This is a genomic window from Candidatus Izimaplasma bacterium HR1 (genome assembly GCA_000755705.1).
GTDB lineage: Bacteria > Bacillota_I > Bacilli_A > Izemoplasmatales > Izemoplasmataceae > Xianfuyuplasma.
Genome location: CP009415.1, coordinates 1,569,969 through 1,588,064, shown reverse-complemented (window position 1 = coordinate 1,588,064; position 18,096 = coordinate 1,569,969). Strand labels below are relative to the sequence as shown.

Below are 18,096 nucleotides of genomic sequence, written 5' to 3'. Positions count from 1 at the left end.
TCACAAATAGTTGACAAATATGATATAAAAGTCATAACAAAGCCCTTTTGGGCTTTTTATTTTGGTCCTTATATGACCTGTTTTTTATAATTAAGTGTGTTATAATATAAATAGGGAAGTTGTGCGTCGTTTTTTTAATGCACATTTTAAATAAAATAAAAGGGAGATTTAAAATGAAAAAAATGTTTTTAGCTTTAATGTTAATTGTTTTATTGACAGCTTGTGGTGGTACAACAGATACTCCACCAGTAGATGACAACATTAATGATACAAAAACTTATTCTGTAAGATTTAATACTAATGGAGGAACAATCATTAGTGATTTGAATGTTAGTGAAAATTCTAATGTAAATGCACCATCTGATCCAACTAAAAATGGAGTTGCTTTTGTAGGATGGTTTTTAGATTCAGAATTTAACACTTCTGCAACTTGGCCAATGGCTATAACTGAGGAAGTAACTGTATATGCAAAATGGATGGCTAATGCAGATTTATTCTTTGATGCTAGAACAAACACAGTTGATGCAAGCGAATTCGAATATGATTATAATTTGAGTGTTGATATAGCATTAGGTGGTATTGGTGGACCAAGCGCTGTCATTGAAGGAAATGTAAAGTATGATTCAGAAAGCACTATTCCATATTATAGATATGAAGAATTGAGTGGTTTAATTTTATTTGATGGAATTAGACATTCATTCCTGAAGGATAATAGTTTAACTACCATTTCATATGATACAGAAAATAAATTGACAGGTTTTGATTCTGAAACAGTATTGTCAGAATTTGATTTTGAATATTCTGTATTTGCTAAAGTATTGTTTGAATATACTGAAACTCAAATATCTGACATAATTTATCATAGTGGAAGCAAGTATGAAATTGAATTCAATGGTGGGGCAAGTAATATCATGGATACAGTATTAGCAATAATTGGGAATCCATTAATTACTGAATTCATAGGTATACCAGAAAATGAAACTGATTTTGCAGCTTATGTCAATATTGAGGATGGGTTTATTAAATCATATGAATATGATTTTGAAGTTGAAAGCCTTGCATCGACTTTAACATTCCATTATGATTTAACATTTTTAGAAGTAGGTAGTAATGTTACTATTAATATCCCTAGTTTTGATGGATTAAGTATGTCTAGTTCTGAAATATCAGAAACTACAACATCTATTAATACTATTTTGAATAATTATTTGAACCAAGAGTATTCTGAATATGACTATAATGTACAAACTCATGTGGATTATCCAAGTTCTCTCTCGATTGATTCAACTACTCAAGGTAGAACTATGAGAATGGTAAGTGGTAGTGATGTATATTTTTGGAATCGAGTTGAAGTTGATAGCGATTATAAAAACGACAACTTATATGATGGCGATATTGTGGACTATGAAAGATATCGTGTTATGTATTTAAATGGTGATGTATACGAAGTTGAGGATGGATTTTTTAGTAATACATATAATCTCATTTCAGCTTATGATAATTATTCAGTAGATGAGTATTATTTATTTTTACCAAGTTTTCTTGTCGATAGTGCAAATATATCTTTAATTCAAGAATCTGTAGATGGAGATGAAACTACTTATAGTATAGTTTTAAATTCTACTTCAGTATTAGAACTATTAGAATTTATTGATGATTCAGTTAGAATTGATTTTACTGGAGTAAATGAATTTGAAATATATAATATCGAATCAGGATTTGAAGTTACTTATACATCATTCACAATAAAAGCCGACAGTAATGGACTAGTTAGTATTGAAATGAATATAGATGGAATCTACATAGGTTCTTATACTGATACTACCTTTAATGGAGAATTGGAATTTGGATTAGATTATATGATTAATGTCATTGAACCAGATACTGATTACATCGTACCTACAGAAGATAGTGAAGTAGAATTACCAAATAGCTAAAGTATTAACAAATATATGACTTTTCAAAGCAAAACGCAAGTTGCCTTTTAAAAAAACATCATTATATAATCAAAACAATGGTGTTTTAATCAGTTAATTAAATATACGGAAAATACTTCGTTTCTACTAAACAGAATACTTGAAGCATAGTTTAAGAATAAATAGAATAAATTTAGAGGTGGTGTAACATGGATAATATAAGAAAAACAAGTCTTCTCGATTATAGAAGATTTTTATTCAGTGAGATGGGTAGAGCGAAGAATCTTGATGCCGTAATTGATATATTTATTAAGAATATAGGATTATTTAATAATGTCGATATTGTCTATGTGAATAAAGGGGAGAGTAATGACTTGGCAGTTCCAATGAATTTAGATTTTAGTTTCTCAAAAGGAGTATTACAATCAAATTTTGAATCAGATGCATTGTTTTTATTAAATGCTGATTCAGTTTCATTGGCTCATGTACAAAAAGATTATAGATTTGGAACATTATATGACATAAGTCTCGATACTCAAATAATAAGCTATATAGATCGTCATTCAAGAGGAATTAGTGACTCAAAAGAAATAAATCAAGTTGTAAATGAAATAACAAAAAAAAGAAAATTTGCCAGTGCAATGAATCCTAGTCCTTACTTATTAGAAAATGGTTTAAAGGATGGAACAGTTTCAAAGGATTCATTTAGGAGCACATTCAATTTTTTCAAAGTACTTTATACTAGTCATTCTAAGTTCAGGATAACTGCTACTATTTCTGCATATTTACAGACAAGACTATTAGCATTTTCTTATAAAAAAATGTTAAAAAATCATAGATTAGATATATTTCATGATAGGTTCAAAATTGTGTATGTTGTCTTAATGAAAATGTACACCATATCTATTAAAAACAAATCTTATGAAAAAAAGGTTATTGAGTTATTAGAATATTGTAATAATGAGTTACACAGAATGCCTATAGCGGAGCTTATATTATCATTTGAATTCTTTAAGAAAGGTACAAAATTATTGTTCTTTAGCAAATTTCAAAAAAACCATAAGAACATGCTAAATGTGATTAGAAATAGTTCGTGGGATATCTTTCATTTGAGAGTTTTAGATATTTATATGACCAATGTAAGACACAAAAAAGCTAGGTTAACTTTGCCGTTTTTCTTTTCTGTTGATAAGAGACTTAATGATATAGCAAAATTAATTAAGTTTAAAATGGCTGTTGTGGATTATAATACAAACCAAACTCATGCTTTTTTTAGTAATAATATAGTTTGGGATGCTGTTACAAAATTTAAATTAGAAAAATACTTTGCATTTAAGAATCATCAACAAAGAATAAATCAGAGTGTAAATGTAAATCAATTAATTGAAAATATGGAACAGGAAATTGAAATATTAGAGAGATGATGTATGTTGAATAATTTTCAGAGAGAAGGTTCAATTAGTAATTCACATGTAGGTAAAGATTTTGAGACTTTGATATGAAGGGTGTGTAACAAATGAGTGATTTTAATGTTGATAGAGATTATAAAAAACTCTATGAAGAACATTTAGAATATTTTTATGATGGTTTTGCGCTTAATAAGAATTCGATAGTAAGGAGATATCCTGGAAAGTTTTCTACTGTTACTTGGATAAAAAGTATGAGTATTGGAACTGTGGTAACACTAGTTTTGTCATTTTTGCTTTCTTTTGGGGGTAGTAATATTTTATCTTGGTTCAGCAATATGTTGTTGAACTTCTCTATGGGTTTCTTCGTAAGTTTGGTTTTTCTAATAATTACTGATAAAAAAGCCAAGTTAGAAAACTATTTAGATGAAGGTATTAGAGAATTGGAAAAACACTACGAGCAAATTGATGCTTCATTGCATTTGATTGAAGTTAAATTATCTTTCTCAATATATGATTTTGAGCAAGCCTACCTTTACATGAGATTTGCAACAAATGCTTACTTAATGATAACCGAGTACCTAGATGAGTTATATAAAGTTATAACTGATACGCGTATTGCTTCAATAAAAAACAATATTGGTAAAATATCAGAAGAAATGTTTGCAAACCACTCAAAAATTTATAACCCAGGATTTATCGATGCATACTATAATAAGCATGAGCTAAATTTCAAAAAGGATTTACATGACCATGTAAAGAATGTAAGATCATTAAACCTTGATATAACGATGCAAATGTATAATTTTAGAGAGATTATACGTGATATTAGTCTTCCAATAATGGATAATAAGTATTCGAAAATAAAAGAGACAGATGAAGATGACTAATAAACAACGCGAGGAAGCATTTGCTTTAGTGGAGAGAATCTGTGATGATTTAAAGAGGTGGGTTAATCACTCGAAAAGTGGATTTAGAAGATCTGAAGAGTCATTAATCGAGTATGATTTGTTATGGGAGTTAATAGATATCAATGTCACTGATTTTGAAAGCAAAAGAGAAAAGACGGAATTTGAAGCAGACTTTTTAGAAATGGTTAAATATAAGGGGAATCTCTTTAGAATACACCAAAACTATAATGAGAGAATGCCATATTATGGAATTGAAGAAACAGTTCATTATGTTGGATGGACAAAAGCTGATAAAGTTACTGAAATTTATTGGTTCTATGAATCAAGTAGAGGAATTATTATTCAAGGAAGAACTGCAGAATGTGAGTATGGTATAGATTTAAATGGACTTAGTGATTTCGTGATAAAATATTTCTATCCGCAATTTAGACTTGGGACTCCAACAGTTATGGGTGAAAAAGAAGTTGTATATCCAATAAAATATGAAAATATAAAAAAGGTGAAATTGAACTCAAGAATTGACGATAATGATGGGTAATTGTGGAGATGAAAATCACAATAATTCTATTTTGAATAAGATGAATGAAAGTGTGATGGAAAAGAATTATTTAAGGAGAATGAGTTATGAAAATAGATAAAGATGTAATATTGATTAATAATCTTTTTACAGGTGGATACCTCTCATCAGCTTCAAATATAGGACATGAGTTTATCAACATATACCCATCTGATAATGGAAGTTTTTATATATATGCGAATCCATATGGTAATATAGCTCAAAAATGGGATGATAGAATAGAATATGTTATTTTTGTAAGAGCTGTAAAAGGTCAAAAAAGGCTTCAAATCATTGGCTATGCTAAAGTTGAACAGCAGATACTCAAAAAAGCAAAGCACGCAAAAAAAAATGCAAGCAAGGAAACAATAAAATCTAGTAAAGCATTGGCGATAAGCCAAAGAAAGTATATTGCAGAAAATAATATAAGCTATGGTGGAATTAGTTTAATGGATATAGTAAGGGATAATGATAGTGAGTTAAACATATCATATTTTGTTACATTTAAGACTTCAAGGATATTTAAAGCGAACCAGGAAATTGAATTTCCTTATAATGATGAAGGTGAAACTATATCTAGAACTTCAGAAACAATGAAAATATACATTGAAAGAGAAGGAATGAACAGTAGTTATTATGATAAGATAGTAGAGTTAATAAAAAAGAATATAATTTGGGATCAAATAACCTCAAAGGTAAATTCAAATAGTAAAAATGTTCAATCATTAATATCTGTTTTGAGAAAGAATTATGATGAGAATGTCATTACTAATTTCTTAGCGTATTTTTTGGATAATGACTATAATTTTTGGATAAAATTTGCAAAAGAAATACTCAAACTAGAATTTGAAAAATCTCCAGAATTAATAGCGAGAGAAACTGAAAATAGAATAGATTTATTTATTGTAGTTGACAATCATATTATCGTAATTGAGAACAAGGTGAAATCATCTATAAATGGAATAAATAAAGTGGATAAAAAATTATCTCAATTAGATAAATATTTTGAATATACACAAAATTATGCACTAAAGAGAGGTATTCCTCTGGAAAACCTACATTTTTATATTTTGAGACCAAATTACAATAAAGAGGATATATCGAGATTTTCAAAGCAGGAGTGTTATAAAAAAATCACTTATTCTCAAATTTATGATATCTCATTGAATCACAAATCAAAGATAGCACATTTTGAGGAGTTTAAAGAGTTAGTAAAGATCCATTCAAGTTCATTTGATAATGAAATATTTGATCAACAGAAGGAAATGTTGGCAAATCAAATACTAAAAGTAAAGAATGAAATGAATATCAAATAGAAAACTACATCATTATGGACTGTAGAAATGTTGATTTAATAGGTTTCTTCAATACTATTCATGATATAGAATTATTAATAAGTTGCAATTAACTATCCTTACAACGAGACGTATCATAAATAATCAAGAAGAATACAAAATGTTTTATATCTAGATACTATTCAGCTGAATGGTATCTTTTCATTACTTATTATAATAATTGCATTACATGTGTTATCCTTGTTAATGCAAACTAAAAATAAATTGCTGATAGTTATTCATAATTTAGAAATACTATCTTTATATAAAGGAGACACAAATAATGGAGTTTAAAGATTTAAATATAATTGAACCAATCCTAAAAGCACTAAAAATAAAAGAGTATACAATACCAACACCAGTACAAGAAAAATCTATACCAGTATTACTGAACAATCAAGATGTAATGGGTAGTGCTCAAACAGGAACAGGAAAGACAGCTGCTTTTGCGATTCCAATCTTGCAAAAAATCTACTTAGAAAAATTAGAAGAAAATACAAAAGAGAAGACTATAAAAGCTTTAGTTTTAGCGCCAACACGGGAACTAGCTTTGCAAATATATGACAATTTTGTAGAGTATAGTAAGTATATTAACGTAAACGCAACTGTAGTTTATGGTGGTATCAAACAATCAAGACAAGTAAGAGATTTACAGCGTGGAGTAGATATCTTAGTAGCAACTCCCGGGAGACTACTTGATTTAATCAAACAAAAAAAACTAAGTTTATCTAATGTAGACTACTTAGTTCTAGATGAAGCAGATAGAATGCTTGACATGGGATTCATTAATGATGTTAAGAAAATCATCTCTATGGTTAAAAAAGAAAGACAAACAATGTTATTCTCTGCTACCTTACCTAAAGCAATAACGAACTTAGCGAATGAGATTTTACAAAATCCTGTTAGAATCAAAGTTTCACCTGAAGATGAAACAATAGATAGAATTACCCAATCAGTTTATTATGTCTCTAAAAAATCAAAAATAAAACTATTGATAAAACTACTGAAACAAGAAGAGTATAAAGCAGTATTAGTCTTTTCAAGAACAAAATATGGTGCGGAAGATATCGTTAGAGATCTAAACGCAGAGGGTCTAAAATCATCATCACTTCATGGAGATAAAGCACAAGGTGACAGACAAAAAGTATTGAAGGCTTTTAAAAAGAAAGAAATCAGAATTCTTGTAGCTACAGATATAGCTGCAAGAGGTATTGATGTAAATGAAGTATCACATGTAATTAACTATGATTTACCTGAAGTACCTGAAACTTATATTCACCGTATTGGGAGAACAGGTAGAGCTGGGCAAGGTGGGGTTACAATTGCGTTTTGCTCACCAAATCAATTCAATCTACTACAAGAAATAGAAAAGCATATAAAGATGAAAATTCCAATGTCAAAGGATAAGAAACTATCTTTAGACCCATCTAAAATTGTTGTAGCACCACATAAAAGGAATACTAGTAAATCAAGTAAAACATCAGGTAATAAAAATAAGAAACACTCTTCTTCAAGAAGAATTTCTGATAATCGAAAAGTAGAGACAAAGAGTAATTCTAGAAATAGAAATCAACAACGAAATAGAAGAAACAAATAATATTGTTATTACAATAAAAAAAAGAAGACTGTATAAATTCAGTTTTCTTTTTTGTTTTGAGACACTTTGCAGAGACACCTAGAATTACTTCGAAAAGTGTATAGTAATTAGTATAAAGTAAGAGATTGCCTACTATGCAAATTGTAATAATGTCATTAGTGCTTAGATATACAAATGTGGTATAATTTGGTTAGACAGTAGGAAAGAGGACAAGTTATGAAATTAGCAGTAATCGGTAATGGATTTGATCTACATCATGGATTAAAGACTACATTAAAAAATTTTCTAGAATCTAGCATAATAGAAGAGTATAAAAATAACTTCTTTATTAAATATTACGATAAGAAGTTAATTAGAGATGAATTTTCATGGATTGATTTTGAAGTTGAGATATCAAATATCCTCAAATATAAGGACGAAATATCACAGAATATACGACACGGTTTAGCTGGTGAGAGTATGATGGGATTAATAGTATTCGATGTAGACAAGTATGTTAATCCAAATGAGCTCTTCTTCTATAATGTGTTATGTGAGTCAAAGTTTTTATTCTTTACAAAGTTCAATAATTATCCATTGGCAATAGAAGAGGAATACTGGACTAAATGGAAGCATTTGTTAGATGAAAAACTGTATAAGGACTACCATGAGTTCAAAAAAGTATTTAACGAGTATATAGAATTTGTAGAAATGATTATGATTGGGTCTGAACTAAAACTTAACAAGGAAATAGACAAGGTTGTACATGAAGCTGATGAAATTATATGTTTCAACTATACTTCTACAGTTGATAAATATAAATTACCTCAACAACTTCCTTCAAGAGTAGATAATGTTAAGTATGTACATAATAGGGTTAATGAAGATATTATTATTGGAATAAAAGAGTTAAATGAACATAATACAGAGTTTAACTCTAAATTCTATAAAACAATAAACTATATAACCACAAATAATTCAAGAATTGAAGCTTTCGAAGAAAAGAACTTTGAACATATGGATGTATTTAATTTAGACATATATTTTATAGGACATTCATTTGGTGAGTCAGATCATTATTTATTTATTAGATTAAAATCAATCTTACATGACAATCCTCACTTAAGAGATAAAGTGTTTGTTCATTTCTTTGTTCACTCTGAAGATTCTAAGAAAGATTTTGTCTATAATCTTAAACAGTTCTTTGGTTCTGTTGACGTTGATATGATGAATGATAATGGACAAATAAGATTTATCAAGTATTAGGGATTGATAACTCAGAAGTAATGCATATAGTTATTGTTAGTAAGTAACTAAATGTAACACCCCTTATAGGGTGTTTGCTATATCTAAAAATGGTAGATTATAGTTACTAAAAATATTTCTATAATATCTTCTTTATAATTAATTAGCATTATAGTAAAATAGTACTAAAGGAACTATTAAGGGTATTTTAGTCGTAAAACACGCAAGTAGCCAGAGACATTCTCTTGCTACTTTTTTACTATATATGAAGAGGTGGTTTTGTATGGATAAGAAAATGTTGTTAGAATTAACAAATCTTAGAGACAAGTTAAAACGAAAAAACAAAGGGTCGAGTATTTGTAGTGATAGTTCTTTAATGGAAATTAACACTTATCGACCAACTAGAGTAGAAGATTTTAGTGGGATTAGAGGAATAGGAGAAGTGTTTATTGAAAAATATGCTTCTCACTTTTTAAGGTTACTTGATGATAACCGTACTACTGATGATTTATATGATCTAGATGATAAGGAAGTTGATTTTATTGAAAGGCTTGAAAATAGATTAGTAAACATTAGTAAAAGGAATCCTAATATCTATTTAGGTGGAACTACTAGTCTGAACTACTCTGATTTAGAGGCGATTGATGACTTTAATATTATTGAGAAACTATATTTTGATAAGAAAAAAAGAGTAGTAGAGTTAGTTAATTCTAATAAAAACGGTTTTGATGAAAAGAAATACAAAGAGATAAACAAGTTATATAGAGCTCTTAATCGTGAGAAAAACGAAAGTGGAGAGTATAACTTATATATCGCATATCCTTTTGTCGAAGGTAGCACTTTTGAAGACAAATTTGATTTAAATGCCCCATTAGCCTATTTCCCAATTAAACTTGAAAAAGGCAATGGTCGTTTTACAATAGTAGTAGATAATAATCGAACTGTTATTTTAAATGAAACTTTAATTATTACAAGTATGAAGTTTATCCTTAAAAAAGAGGTTCAGATTGAATCCTTAGAAATTGATGTAACAAACATTAAGTTTGATGATTTCGAAAAATATCTTATTGATAAATACGAAAAATATGGAATAAAACTTAGCCCTTCAACAGAAAAAAAACACAATGTTTTATTAGGAAAATCAACCATTAGTTTAGACTACGGATATAGAGTGAGAAACTATATGATTTTAGGAAGATTTTCTTCATTCTCAAATAGTATTCACAAAGATGTAAAATTTATAAAACAAGCACGAAAAACCAATAAAAGTTTATATGATATTCTCTTTACTACAGAAAGAGGAAGACTAGAAAAAGAATTAAATCCAGACTGGAATTTAAGCCAAATAAACAAACTGGATTACTCGCAGTTACAAGTGGTTAATGCCGTTGATTCTGGACAATCTCTAATAATAGAAGGTCCTCCTGGTACAGGTAAAAGCCAAACTATTGTATCGATAATTACTAATGAAATCTCTAAAGATAATAATGTAATTATGCTTGCTGAGAAAAAAGCTGCAATTGATGTAATTCATTCAAGACTAGGTAGGCTTAGAGATTACTCAATAGTAATTGATGATCCAAATAATAAAGTATCATTCTATAATCAAATTGGTGAATTATTAAGAAAGAAAATTAAAGCAGTAAATGTTTCAAGAAAAGAAAATAATAATATCCTGCGTTTAGACAATGAAATAAGAAAAAATGAGAAAATTTTGAAAAGTCTAAATTCGGAAAGAGAATATGGTATTACCCTACTTGAACTACAATCGATATATGAAAAAATAGAGATAAAAGATGAATTATCAAAACACTATACCACAATAGCAAAAATGATAGGAAAATGTTTTGGTGATTATACATATAATGAAACATTTAGATTACTTACATACTTATTTAATGAATCCAAAGAGGATTTAGAGTACATGAGAAATGTAATGGAAACAAAAACACACATTACATATTTAAATGGTAAGCTAGATTATTCAGAATTTATTGATGTGAATAACATCGGAGATGAATATCGTACAAAACTAAATGAGAGAACCTTTATTAAGAAGTTTTTTACTAACATTCAGTTTTCTTTTAAGTTAAGAAAGTTCGCTTCTAAAAAACAAACAAAGAATCTAAAAAAATACCTCTTAATAAATAATTATTGTGATGAAGATTTTACTGCCTTCGAAAAGTTTTACGAAATATTTGAAGAGTTTTCTTCTCAAGAAAAAGCAGTTCAAAATTTCTATTATAGTTTTATTGAGTATCAAGCAAAAAATGAACTTATATTGTCATATAATCAAATATTAAAGTTGTATGGTAATTATTTAATAAGAATAATCAAAAGTGATATTAAATCTGAATTGCAAATGTTTGGTAAATTTGATAGGAGCGACAAACTTCTCAAAAAGGCATATGAAGACCTTATTAGATACAACTTACTAAGATTAGAAACTGAGTTGTTTGAGCAATCAGAAGAAGTTAAATTGATGAAACGTTATACAGCTATGGTAAAAGCGATTAGCTCAAAGAGAAAACCGACGATTTCTTTATTTATCGAGAAATATCGATTCGAATTAATAAAGTTAATTCGAATCTGGTTAACAACGCCAAACGTAGTTAGTACATTACTACCAATGGAAAGTAACATATTTAACTTAGCCATTTTTGATGAAGCATCTCAAATGTATTTTGAGAAATCACTTCCTACATTATATAGAGCCGAAAGAGTTGTAGTAGCAGGGGATTTAAAACAGTTAAGACCATCAAACTTTGGTTTTGGTAGACTAGAAGGTATTAATGATGATGATTATATCTTAGAGGATTATTCGATTACCGATGATGATAGTTTATTAGATTATGTGAAACCAAAACTAGCTTCTGTTAATCTACAGTATCACTACCGCTCTAGATACCAAGAACTTATCAATTTATCTAACTATGTATTTTATAATCGAGAGTTAATTGTCCCTCCTTATAAATCGTATGATGATACTGTTAAACCTATCGAATATATTAAGGTAGATAATGGGATATGGAAAAATAAGACAAATAAAGTAGAAGCATATGCTTTGGTAGAAAAACTCCATGAAATACTGAAAAGAAATAATGATAAAGAAACAGTGGGAATTATAACATTCAATCGCCCACAACGAGATTTAATTGAGGATATCATTGAAGAAAAATGTAATGTATCTCCTGAGTTTAAAGAATTATATGAACAAGCAAGTCAAAAAGTAGAAGACCATCAAAATGTTGGGTTGTTTGTCAAAAATATCGAAAATGTTCAAGGTGATGAAAGAGATATTATAATTATTTCAGTAGGATATAGTTACGATGAAAAAGGCGTATTCCAAAGACAATTTGGGTGGTTATCACAAAAATTTGGTGAAAATCGTTTAAATGTATGTGTAACAAGAGCTAAAAGAAAACTAGTTATGTTTGTTTCTTTTGATCTTGTAGACTTTAAGGTTGACGATTTAAAAAATGAAGGTCCTAAAGTTCTAAAAAAATACTTAGAATATGCAAAAATAGTTAGTAATGATGATTATTCAAGAAGTGTAACTTACTTAAATAGATTAACTGCTACTGAAGAAATAAAAGAAGTGAGCCATGATTTACAGTTATCATTACCAGATATTGAACTGTTAAATGTAAAAGAAATACATGGATCACCTACGGATTATATAATAAGAAATACCGCAAGCGATAAAGAATTAAGTTTGGTTGTTAATAAACTAAACGATACATATCAAAAAGATCATTACTTCTTAAAGAATTATCTAAACGCAGTTCAAGTACCTTTTGTATATTTGAATATGTATGATTGGTGGGAAAACAAGGAACATGTATTAAATGAGGTATCTAAAAGACTAGGGGGAACAACAGATGTTTAAAAAACTACTTCTAACAATTATTATTACTCTCACGTTAACTTCGTGCGGAGAACGAATGACAGAAGAGGAGAAACAAGTTCTTTTACTCGAGGAAATCACTAATGACTATACTGACGAAATAAAAACTACATACAAAGTTGGTGACTTTTTACCAACTGAACTTTCAAATGGTGTTAAATTAACATGGTCTATAACACAAGATAGATATTTTGATAAGGAAACATATGAATGTACAGGTTCTGAAGGTAGTGATGCAGTTATTAAGCTTACCGCTACATTTGATGATGGTGATGTGTTAGTTGATAAAGAGTTTGAAATCACAGTTCTAGACACGTTTCTTAGAAATAATGAAAACGGAATAGTCGATGGTAATCTTTATGATTACCTGCTAAATATATTAGACACTGATGAAGATAACAAGATTTCAATTAATGAAGCATATGATTTTACTGGAGACATCGTAATTAACCGTGACGGTACTGGACACTTTGGCGATGAAATTGCGACAACACAAGGATTTGACAAGATTCCAGGGATAACATCAATTACAATTAATGGAATTAAAATTGATGAATTAATTATTAACGATTTGCAGAATCTTGAGGAAGTACACATAAACTCAAATAATACAAACGTTATATCACTTGTACATATTGAAAACACTCCTTCAGTTACAACTATCGATTTTGGAACTTCTAAGATAGATACCCTTGAACTTGTTGGTGGCTTTAGTATTAGGAACTTAGACTTAAGCTACAAGGATTTAAGAGTATTTAATGTTACCGGATCTATAGGTTCTATTAAGGAACTAAATCTTCAAGGTAACACCGAGTTAGAATCATATAGCTTCCTTCAAAATGTTTTAGGTATTGAAAAACTACATTTGAATAACTCAGCTTTAGATTTAAATAAAGTTAACTCAATCCCGGCAATGACTTCACTTAAAGTGCTGATTTTATCTCACAATGATACTCTAGAAGATTACACATTTTTAACGAATGCAAAGTTCCCTAAACTAGAAGTAATTGACTTCACTAGTAATACAATTATCAACTTAGAACTTAAAGACTTTGCGCAACTACAGGAAATTATTATCGAAAATGTAAGATCTGACGATGTCGATGGAATTCGCGAGTTAAGATTAATCAATTTACCTAGATTTAAGTTTCTTACGAGAAACATAGAAACAAAACTATTAAACCTTTATATTAATGGTTGTGATGAACTAGCTAATCTAAGTATTGAATTTAATGAGCAATTTACAATGACATCATTATATATAAATAATTCAGGTCTAGAACATCTAATCCTGAATGAAAATACAATGATTAACACCGTAGAAATGAGATCATTAAGAAGTTTAGAAGTATTAAATCTATCAAACACAAGAATTACTGATATTACCTTCTATAATATGGTAGGACTTAAAGACTTTAAATTTGATCAAATTACAGCTGTTGATAATTATGGGTTCTTAAGTAATGCACCTAATTTAGAAGCATTATCAATTGCTGCTAATAATTTGAATACAGAAAAAATGTCTTATGTTTCTACAATGTCAAATCTAAAAGAAATCAATTTATCGTATAATCCTGGTATTGTTGATTACTCATTCTTAACATCTTTTGTATCACTAGAAACATTGAATATAGGATTTAATGAAATTGACACACTTGAGTTTGATTCAATTCCTTTATTGAACTCGTTAGTACATTTAGATATGTCAGATAATCCTAGTATTGATGAAATCAATCTTTCACAACTGCCAAATCTTAAGATATTAAATATTTCTTCTACAATAGAAGACTGGTATATAACAGTACTGGAATTGAATGACCTACCAGAGTTTGATGAGTTCGTAAGATCATCAGCAACGTATATCGCAGAGGTGATACTTGTTGATTTACCAATTCTAGAATCATTCAACTTAAGCAGTTCAGGTGTAAATACGATTACAATATCAAACTGTATTATGTTAAAGTCATTAGATATTAGTTACAATAGTGATATAAGCATTACAGTAGAATAGAGTAAAACACTGTTTCCATATGTATGGAGACAGTGTTTTTTATTTAGATTAATCTTTTTTGTGTTGCTCAAGCTATACTTGTTATAGAAATTGTGTATAAGAGAGATAATGAATAAATTACCAGCATGTTGGATATTAATTTTTTGTAAGACAAAAAGATAGAGAACAACTGGCAAATCTAGACACAATTGATAATATGGATGGACTCGAGTTTGAAATATCTAATACCCAACCAATTTCAGTGTAAGTAGTTAAATCTACATAAGATTCAGAGTATGGAAATGGAATATTTTATGTTCCTATGTATGACAGTAATGGGGAACTGTACTTTAATATGTTATTTCCTACAATGAATTCGATAAGAATTATTGATGAGTTCAACCAAGGTGTTCCGTGTTATGTATTACAAACATTTATATTTACAGAAGTATCGATTACTAATCACAATGAGATCTCATATTTTCTGCCAATTGAACTTGTTGGAGGATCTAACGCTAGTGATATAAACAATACAGACCATTATTATTACAACTTCAATGGACATAATGTTATTTTAGAAGCTGAAATTTTCGGTGTAGAATAGTAAACACAAAGTAATAGAATTGATATTTAAGGAATAGTCTAAGATAATAATATAAAGCAAAAGAGCGAGATTTTTCGCTCTTTTGCTTTATATTCGTAATGTTACTAATAAGGACACTTCTAAACCTTTTTGCTTAAATTGAAAACTTAATTCCAACTCTTCCATACTTCAGGTTTATAACCAACTGTAGCTTGTCTACCGTTTCTCACAATAGGTGTATTAAAGATACTTGGGGTTTCAATTAAAAGTTGTTCTTTTTGATCCTTTAATAAATGATTTAGCATAGGGTAATCTTTTGACTTTTCATTTATTAAAACATCCATCCCTCCAACAGCATTAGATACAGAGCGATATTCACCTTTACTTATACCTTTATCTAGAATATCAATTAATTGAAATTTTATACGTCTTTCCTTAAAATATCTTATTGCTTTCTTTGTATCAAAACATTTATTACTTCCGAAAATTTGTATATTCATTATCTATTTCTCCTTGCTGAGTTATTAATTGTCTATATACAGCTATTCATTATAATACTTCTCATTAATTATAACATAGTAATAAACTAGCATTAAAACTTTTTGAATCACAATACATGTATAGATACTATCATCTATCAAAGTTCTAAGGAAAATGGTGTTGAAATGTCTAGAGAAGAAGCACAAAAACTAGCAATATCACGCGCATTATATAAAGATACTCCAATTGTCATTTTAGATGAACCAACTGCTTCCTTAGATCCACAGTCAGAAGCAGAAGTCTATGAAAAGTTCAGTGAACTCGTTCAAAATAAAACATCATTATTTATTTCACATCGAATGAATAGCTGTAATTTTTGTGATGATGTAATTGTAGTAGATAAAGGAGAAATAATTGAAAGAGGACATCATAATGAGTTAATAAGAAACCAAGGGTTATACTCAAAGATGTGGACTAAAACAGGAACGGATTGTGGGATTTGCATTCAGAGTTGTCCATTTACACAAGGAGTAGATTTAGCAAAAAAAAGAAATTGAGTATTGTTAGTATATAAATATGGTATAATTCTAGTAACAAATAAAGGGAAAAAGCAATCCATATTTGGATTGCTTTTTATTTTTGGAATAGGAGTAGGTATAAATGTATGAATTAATGAAAAGAAAGTATGTAAGTGTAATAGTAATAGTTTCAGTGTTTTGTTACTTCACTAGAACTGTAGATTTGATATCTGCAGTACTGTTGTTTGTGCTTATATCTAACAGAGGATTTGTTAGTGCTAAGAAGGTGTTAACGAATCTATCAATAGGGTATATGGGTATATCAGTTATTCTGGGTCTTTATAGATTGGTTATGCTGTTGACACAAATGCAGGTATTTAGTACTAGTATAAGAACTAGGGATATCTATATGGTATACTCTATAGTAGGGCTTGTATCTGTATTTATAATGATAGCTATGGCACTTATTTATTTTATTATGGAGAGAAAGTATAAATTAGATAAGCTATTTCTTTTTGTATTAACTATGCCTTTAATTGGTGGTGTGTTAATTGTTATTGATGGTTATGTTATAAATAAGATATATAACTATTTCCTGGATTTAAATAGAGAGAGCGGATTCGGTTTTGGGACAATAAATTTTGGACCAAATAATCTTATAACAGTAACTAAGTTTATTTTATTGGTTTACTTAATAATGAAACCGAAGTTTAATGGGGTACTAAAGGAGCATATTGTAGAAGAATAAATTTACTAGTTTGGTATACTAGTTCGTTTAGAATGAAAGACGAAGAACCGTATCAAAAATGACTTGAATGATTATTTTACTTAGCATATTTGGTGCTTTCCTGACAAGAAGGTGCCTTTTTATTTGCCTTATGATAAAATGTAATTATAGAACGATGATAGAAAGAATTATTTATATCCTACATTTTATATTTATTTGCAAATGTACAGTTAGACAATTAAGAATGTAACCGAAAACAGACATAATGTAAATCATACTTGGTAGTCGTATTGGAAGTAATAGAATATCATTGAAGTAGGAGGTGTTATCTATGATGCACAAAACTGGTGAGAGAATCAGTAAATTTAGAAAAGAGCGTAACTTATCACAAGAAGAGGTTGCTAGCTTACTTAATGTAAGCAGGCAGACAATCAGCAAATGGGAATCAGGTGAGACGTTGCCTGACGTATACAATGCTGTAGCTTTAGCTAAACTGTTCCATATTTCATTAGATGTATTAATCCTTGGTAGCCCGGGAAAATTGAGTGGACCATCATACATGATTGAGTTAAAAGAAAAACGACATAGAACAAATCTAAAAGCATTCATTGTAGGAGCTTTTGGGTCAACTATTTTTATTACTTCCATGATCCTAATCAGAGCTCTCGAGGTTCAAGAACCATATGTAGGAATTACGATGGCCATTGTCATGCCAACATTGATGTTTTGCTGGGGATTTGGAATTTGGGGATTTATTAAGACCGGACGCATTGAACACGAAATTAAATATCTTGAAAAGATGGATCTTGTTAACTTACAAAACGAAATGTTTAAAAGAAATAGTTCTTAAAAAATTAAGAGAACTGTATTGTGCTTTATCTAAACAAAAAGACTACATTGTAGTCTTTTTGTTTAGATAAGATATTAGCTTATAAGTGGTGTAGATG

Annotated in this window: 14 protein-coding genes; 13 read left to right on the top strand and 1 reads right to left on the bottom strand. The window is 29.0% G+C overall.

Features of this window, described 5'->3' with window-relative positions; translation table 11 throughout:
* The first annotated feature begins 173 nt into the window (after positions 1–173).
* The 10 genes from KQ51_RS07745 (at position 174) to KQ51_RS07700 (ending at position 15,445) form a co-directional block, all read left to right on the top strand.
* Positions 174–1,937 (top strand): InlB B-repeat-containing protein, encoded by a 1,764-nt coding sequence (locus KQ51_RS07745; RefSeq protein WP_038470954.1) that lies wholly within the window; start codon positions 174–176, stop codon positions 1,935–1,937.
* 188 nt (positions 1,938–2,125) lie between these two features.
* Positions 2,126–3,340, top strand: a complete 1,215-nt coding sequence (locus KQ51_RS07740; protein ID WP_038470952.1) for a hypothetical protein — start codon at positions 2,126–2,128, stop codon at positions 3,338–3,340.
* Positions 3,341–3,432: 92 nt separating this feature from the next.
* Positions 3,433–4,212: a hypothetical protein gene (locus tag KQ51_RS07735; RefSeq protein ID WP_038470950.1), complete on the top strand. Its 780-nt coding sequence runs from the start codon at positions 3,433–3,435 to the stop codon at positions 4,210–4,212.
* On the top strand, positions 4,199–4,771 hold the full coding sequence (locus KQ51_RS07730) for a hypothetical protein (RefSeq protein WP_038470948.1): 573 nt from the start codon (positions 4,199–4,201) through the stop codon (positions 4,769–4,771). The genes KQ51_RS07735 and KQ51_RS07730 overlap by 14 nt, the downstream gene beginning before the upstream one ends.
* Before the next feature lie 86 nt (positions 4,772–4,857).
* The gene (locus KQ51_RS07725; protein ID WP_038470946.1) at positions 4,858–6,105 is read left to right on the top strand and encodes a PD-(D/E)XK nuclease family protein; all 1,248 of its coding nucleotides are present in this window, start codon (positions 4,858–4,860) and stop codon (positions 6,103–6,105) included.
* A 301-nt stretch (positions 6,106–6,406) separates the two neighbouring features.
* Positions 6,407–7,720: a DEAD/DEAH box helicase gene (locus KQ51_RS07720; RefSeq protein WP_038470944.1), complete on the top strand. Its 1,314-nt coding sequence runs from the start codon at positions 6,407–6,409 to the stop codon at positions 7,718–7,720.
* A 216-nt stretch (positions 7,721–7,936) separates the two neighbouring features.
* Entirely contained in the window at positions 7,937–8,965 is a 1,029-nt protein-coding gene (locus KQ51_RS07715) for an AbiH family protein (RefSeq protein ID WP_038470941.1), read from the top strand.
* 262 nt (positions 8,966–9,227) lie between these two features.
* Positions 9,228–12,833: an AAA domain-containing protein gene (locus KQ51_RS07710; RefSeq protein ID WP_038470938.1), complete on the top strand. Its 3,606-nt coding sequence runs from the start codon at positions 9,228–9,230 to the stop codon at positions 12,831–12,833.
* Positions 12,826–14,862 (top strand): leucine-rich repeat domain-containing protein, encoded by a 2,037-nt coding sequence (locus KQ51_RS07705; protein ID WP_144242096.1) that lies wholly within the window; start codon positions 12,826–12,828, stop codon positions 14,860–14,862. Before KQ51_RS07710 ends, KQ51_RS07705 begins: the two co-directional genes overlap by 8 nt.
* Before the next feature lie 301 nt (positions 14,863–15,163).
* Positions 15,164–15,445, top strand: coding sequence for a hypothetical protein (locus KQ51_RS07700; RefSeq protein WP_144242095.1), 282 nt, complete (start codon positions 15,164–15,166; stop codon positions 15,443–15,445).
* A 146-nt stretch (positions 15,446–15,591) separates the two neighbouring features.
* Here KQ51_RS07700 and KQ51_RS07695 read toward each other — a convergent pair whose 3' ends face one another.
* Entirely contained in the window at positions 15,592–15,924 is a 333-nt protein-coding gene (locus KQ51_RS07695; protein WP_038470932.1) for an arsenate reductase family protein, read from the bottom strand.
* Between the two features lie 165 nt (positions 15,925–16,089).
* Between KQ51_RS07695 and KQ51_RS07690 the strand changes: the two genes are divergently transcribed.
* The 3 genes from KQ51_RS07690 to KQ51_RS09615 all read left to right on the top strand — a co-directional run bounded on the left by KQ51_RS07690 (position 16,090) and on the right by KQ51_RS09615 (position 17,999).
* A complete protein-coding gene (locus KQ51_RS07690; protein ID WP_038470930.1) occupies positions 16,090–16,461 on the top strand; it encodes a hypothetical protein in 372 nt (123 codons plus the stop codon).
* A gap of 103 nt (positions 16,462–16,564) precedes the next feature.
* A complete protein-coding gene (locus tag KQ51_RS07685) occupies positions 16,565–17,170 on the top strand; it encodes a hypothetical protein (RefSeq protein WP_038470928.1) in 606 nt (201 codons plus the stop codon).
* A 310-nt stretch (positions 17,171–17,480) separates the two neighbouring features.
* Positions 17,481–17,999: a helix-turn-helix transcriptional regulator gene (locus tag KQ51_RS09615; protein ID WP_071162095.1), complete on the top strand. Its 519-nt coding sequence runs from the start codon at positions 17,481–17,483 to the stop codon at positions 17,997–17,999.
* Positions 18,000–18,096 lie beyond the last annotated feature (97 nt).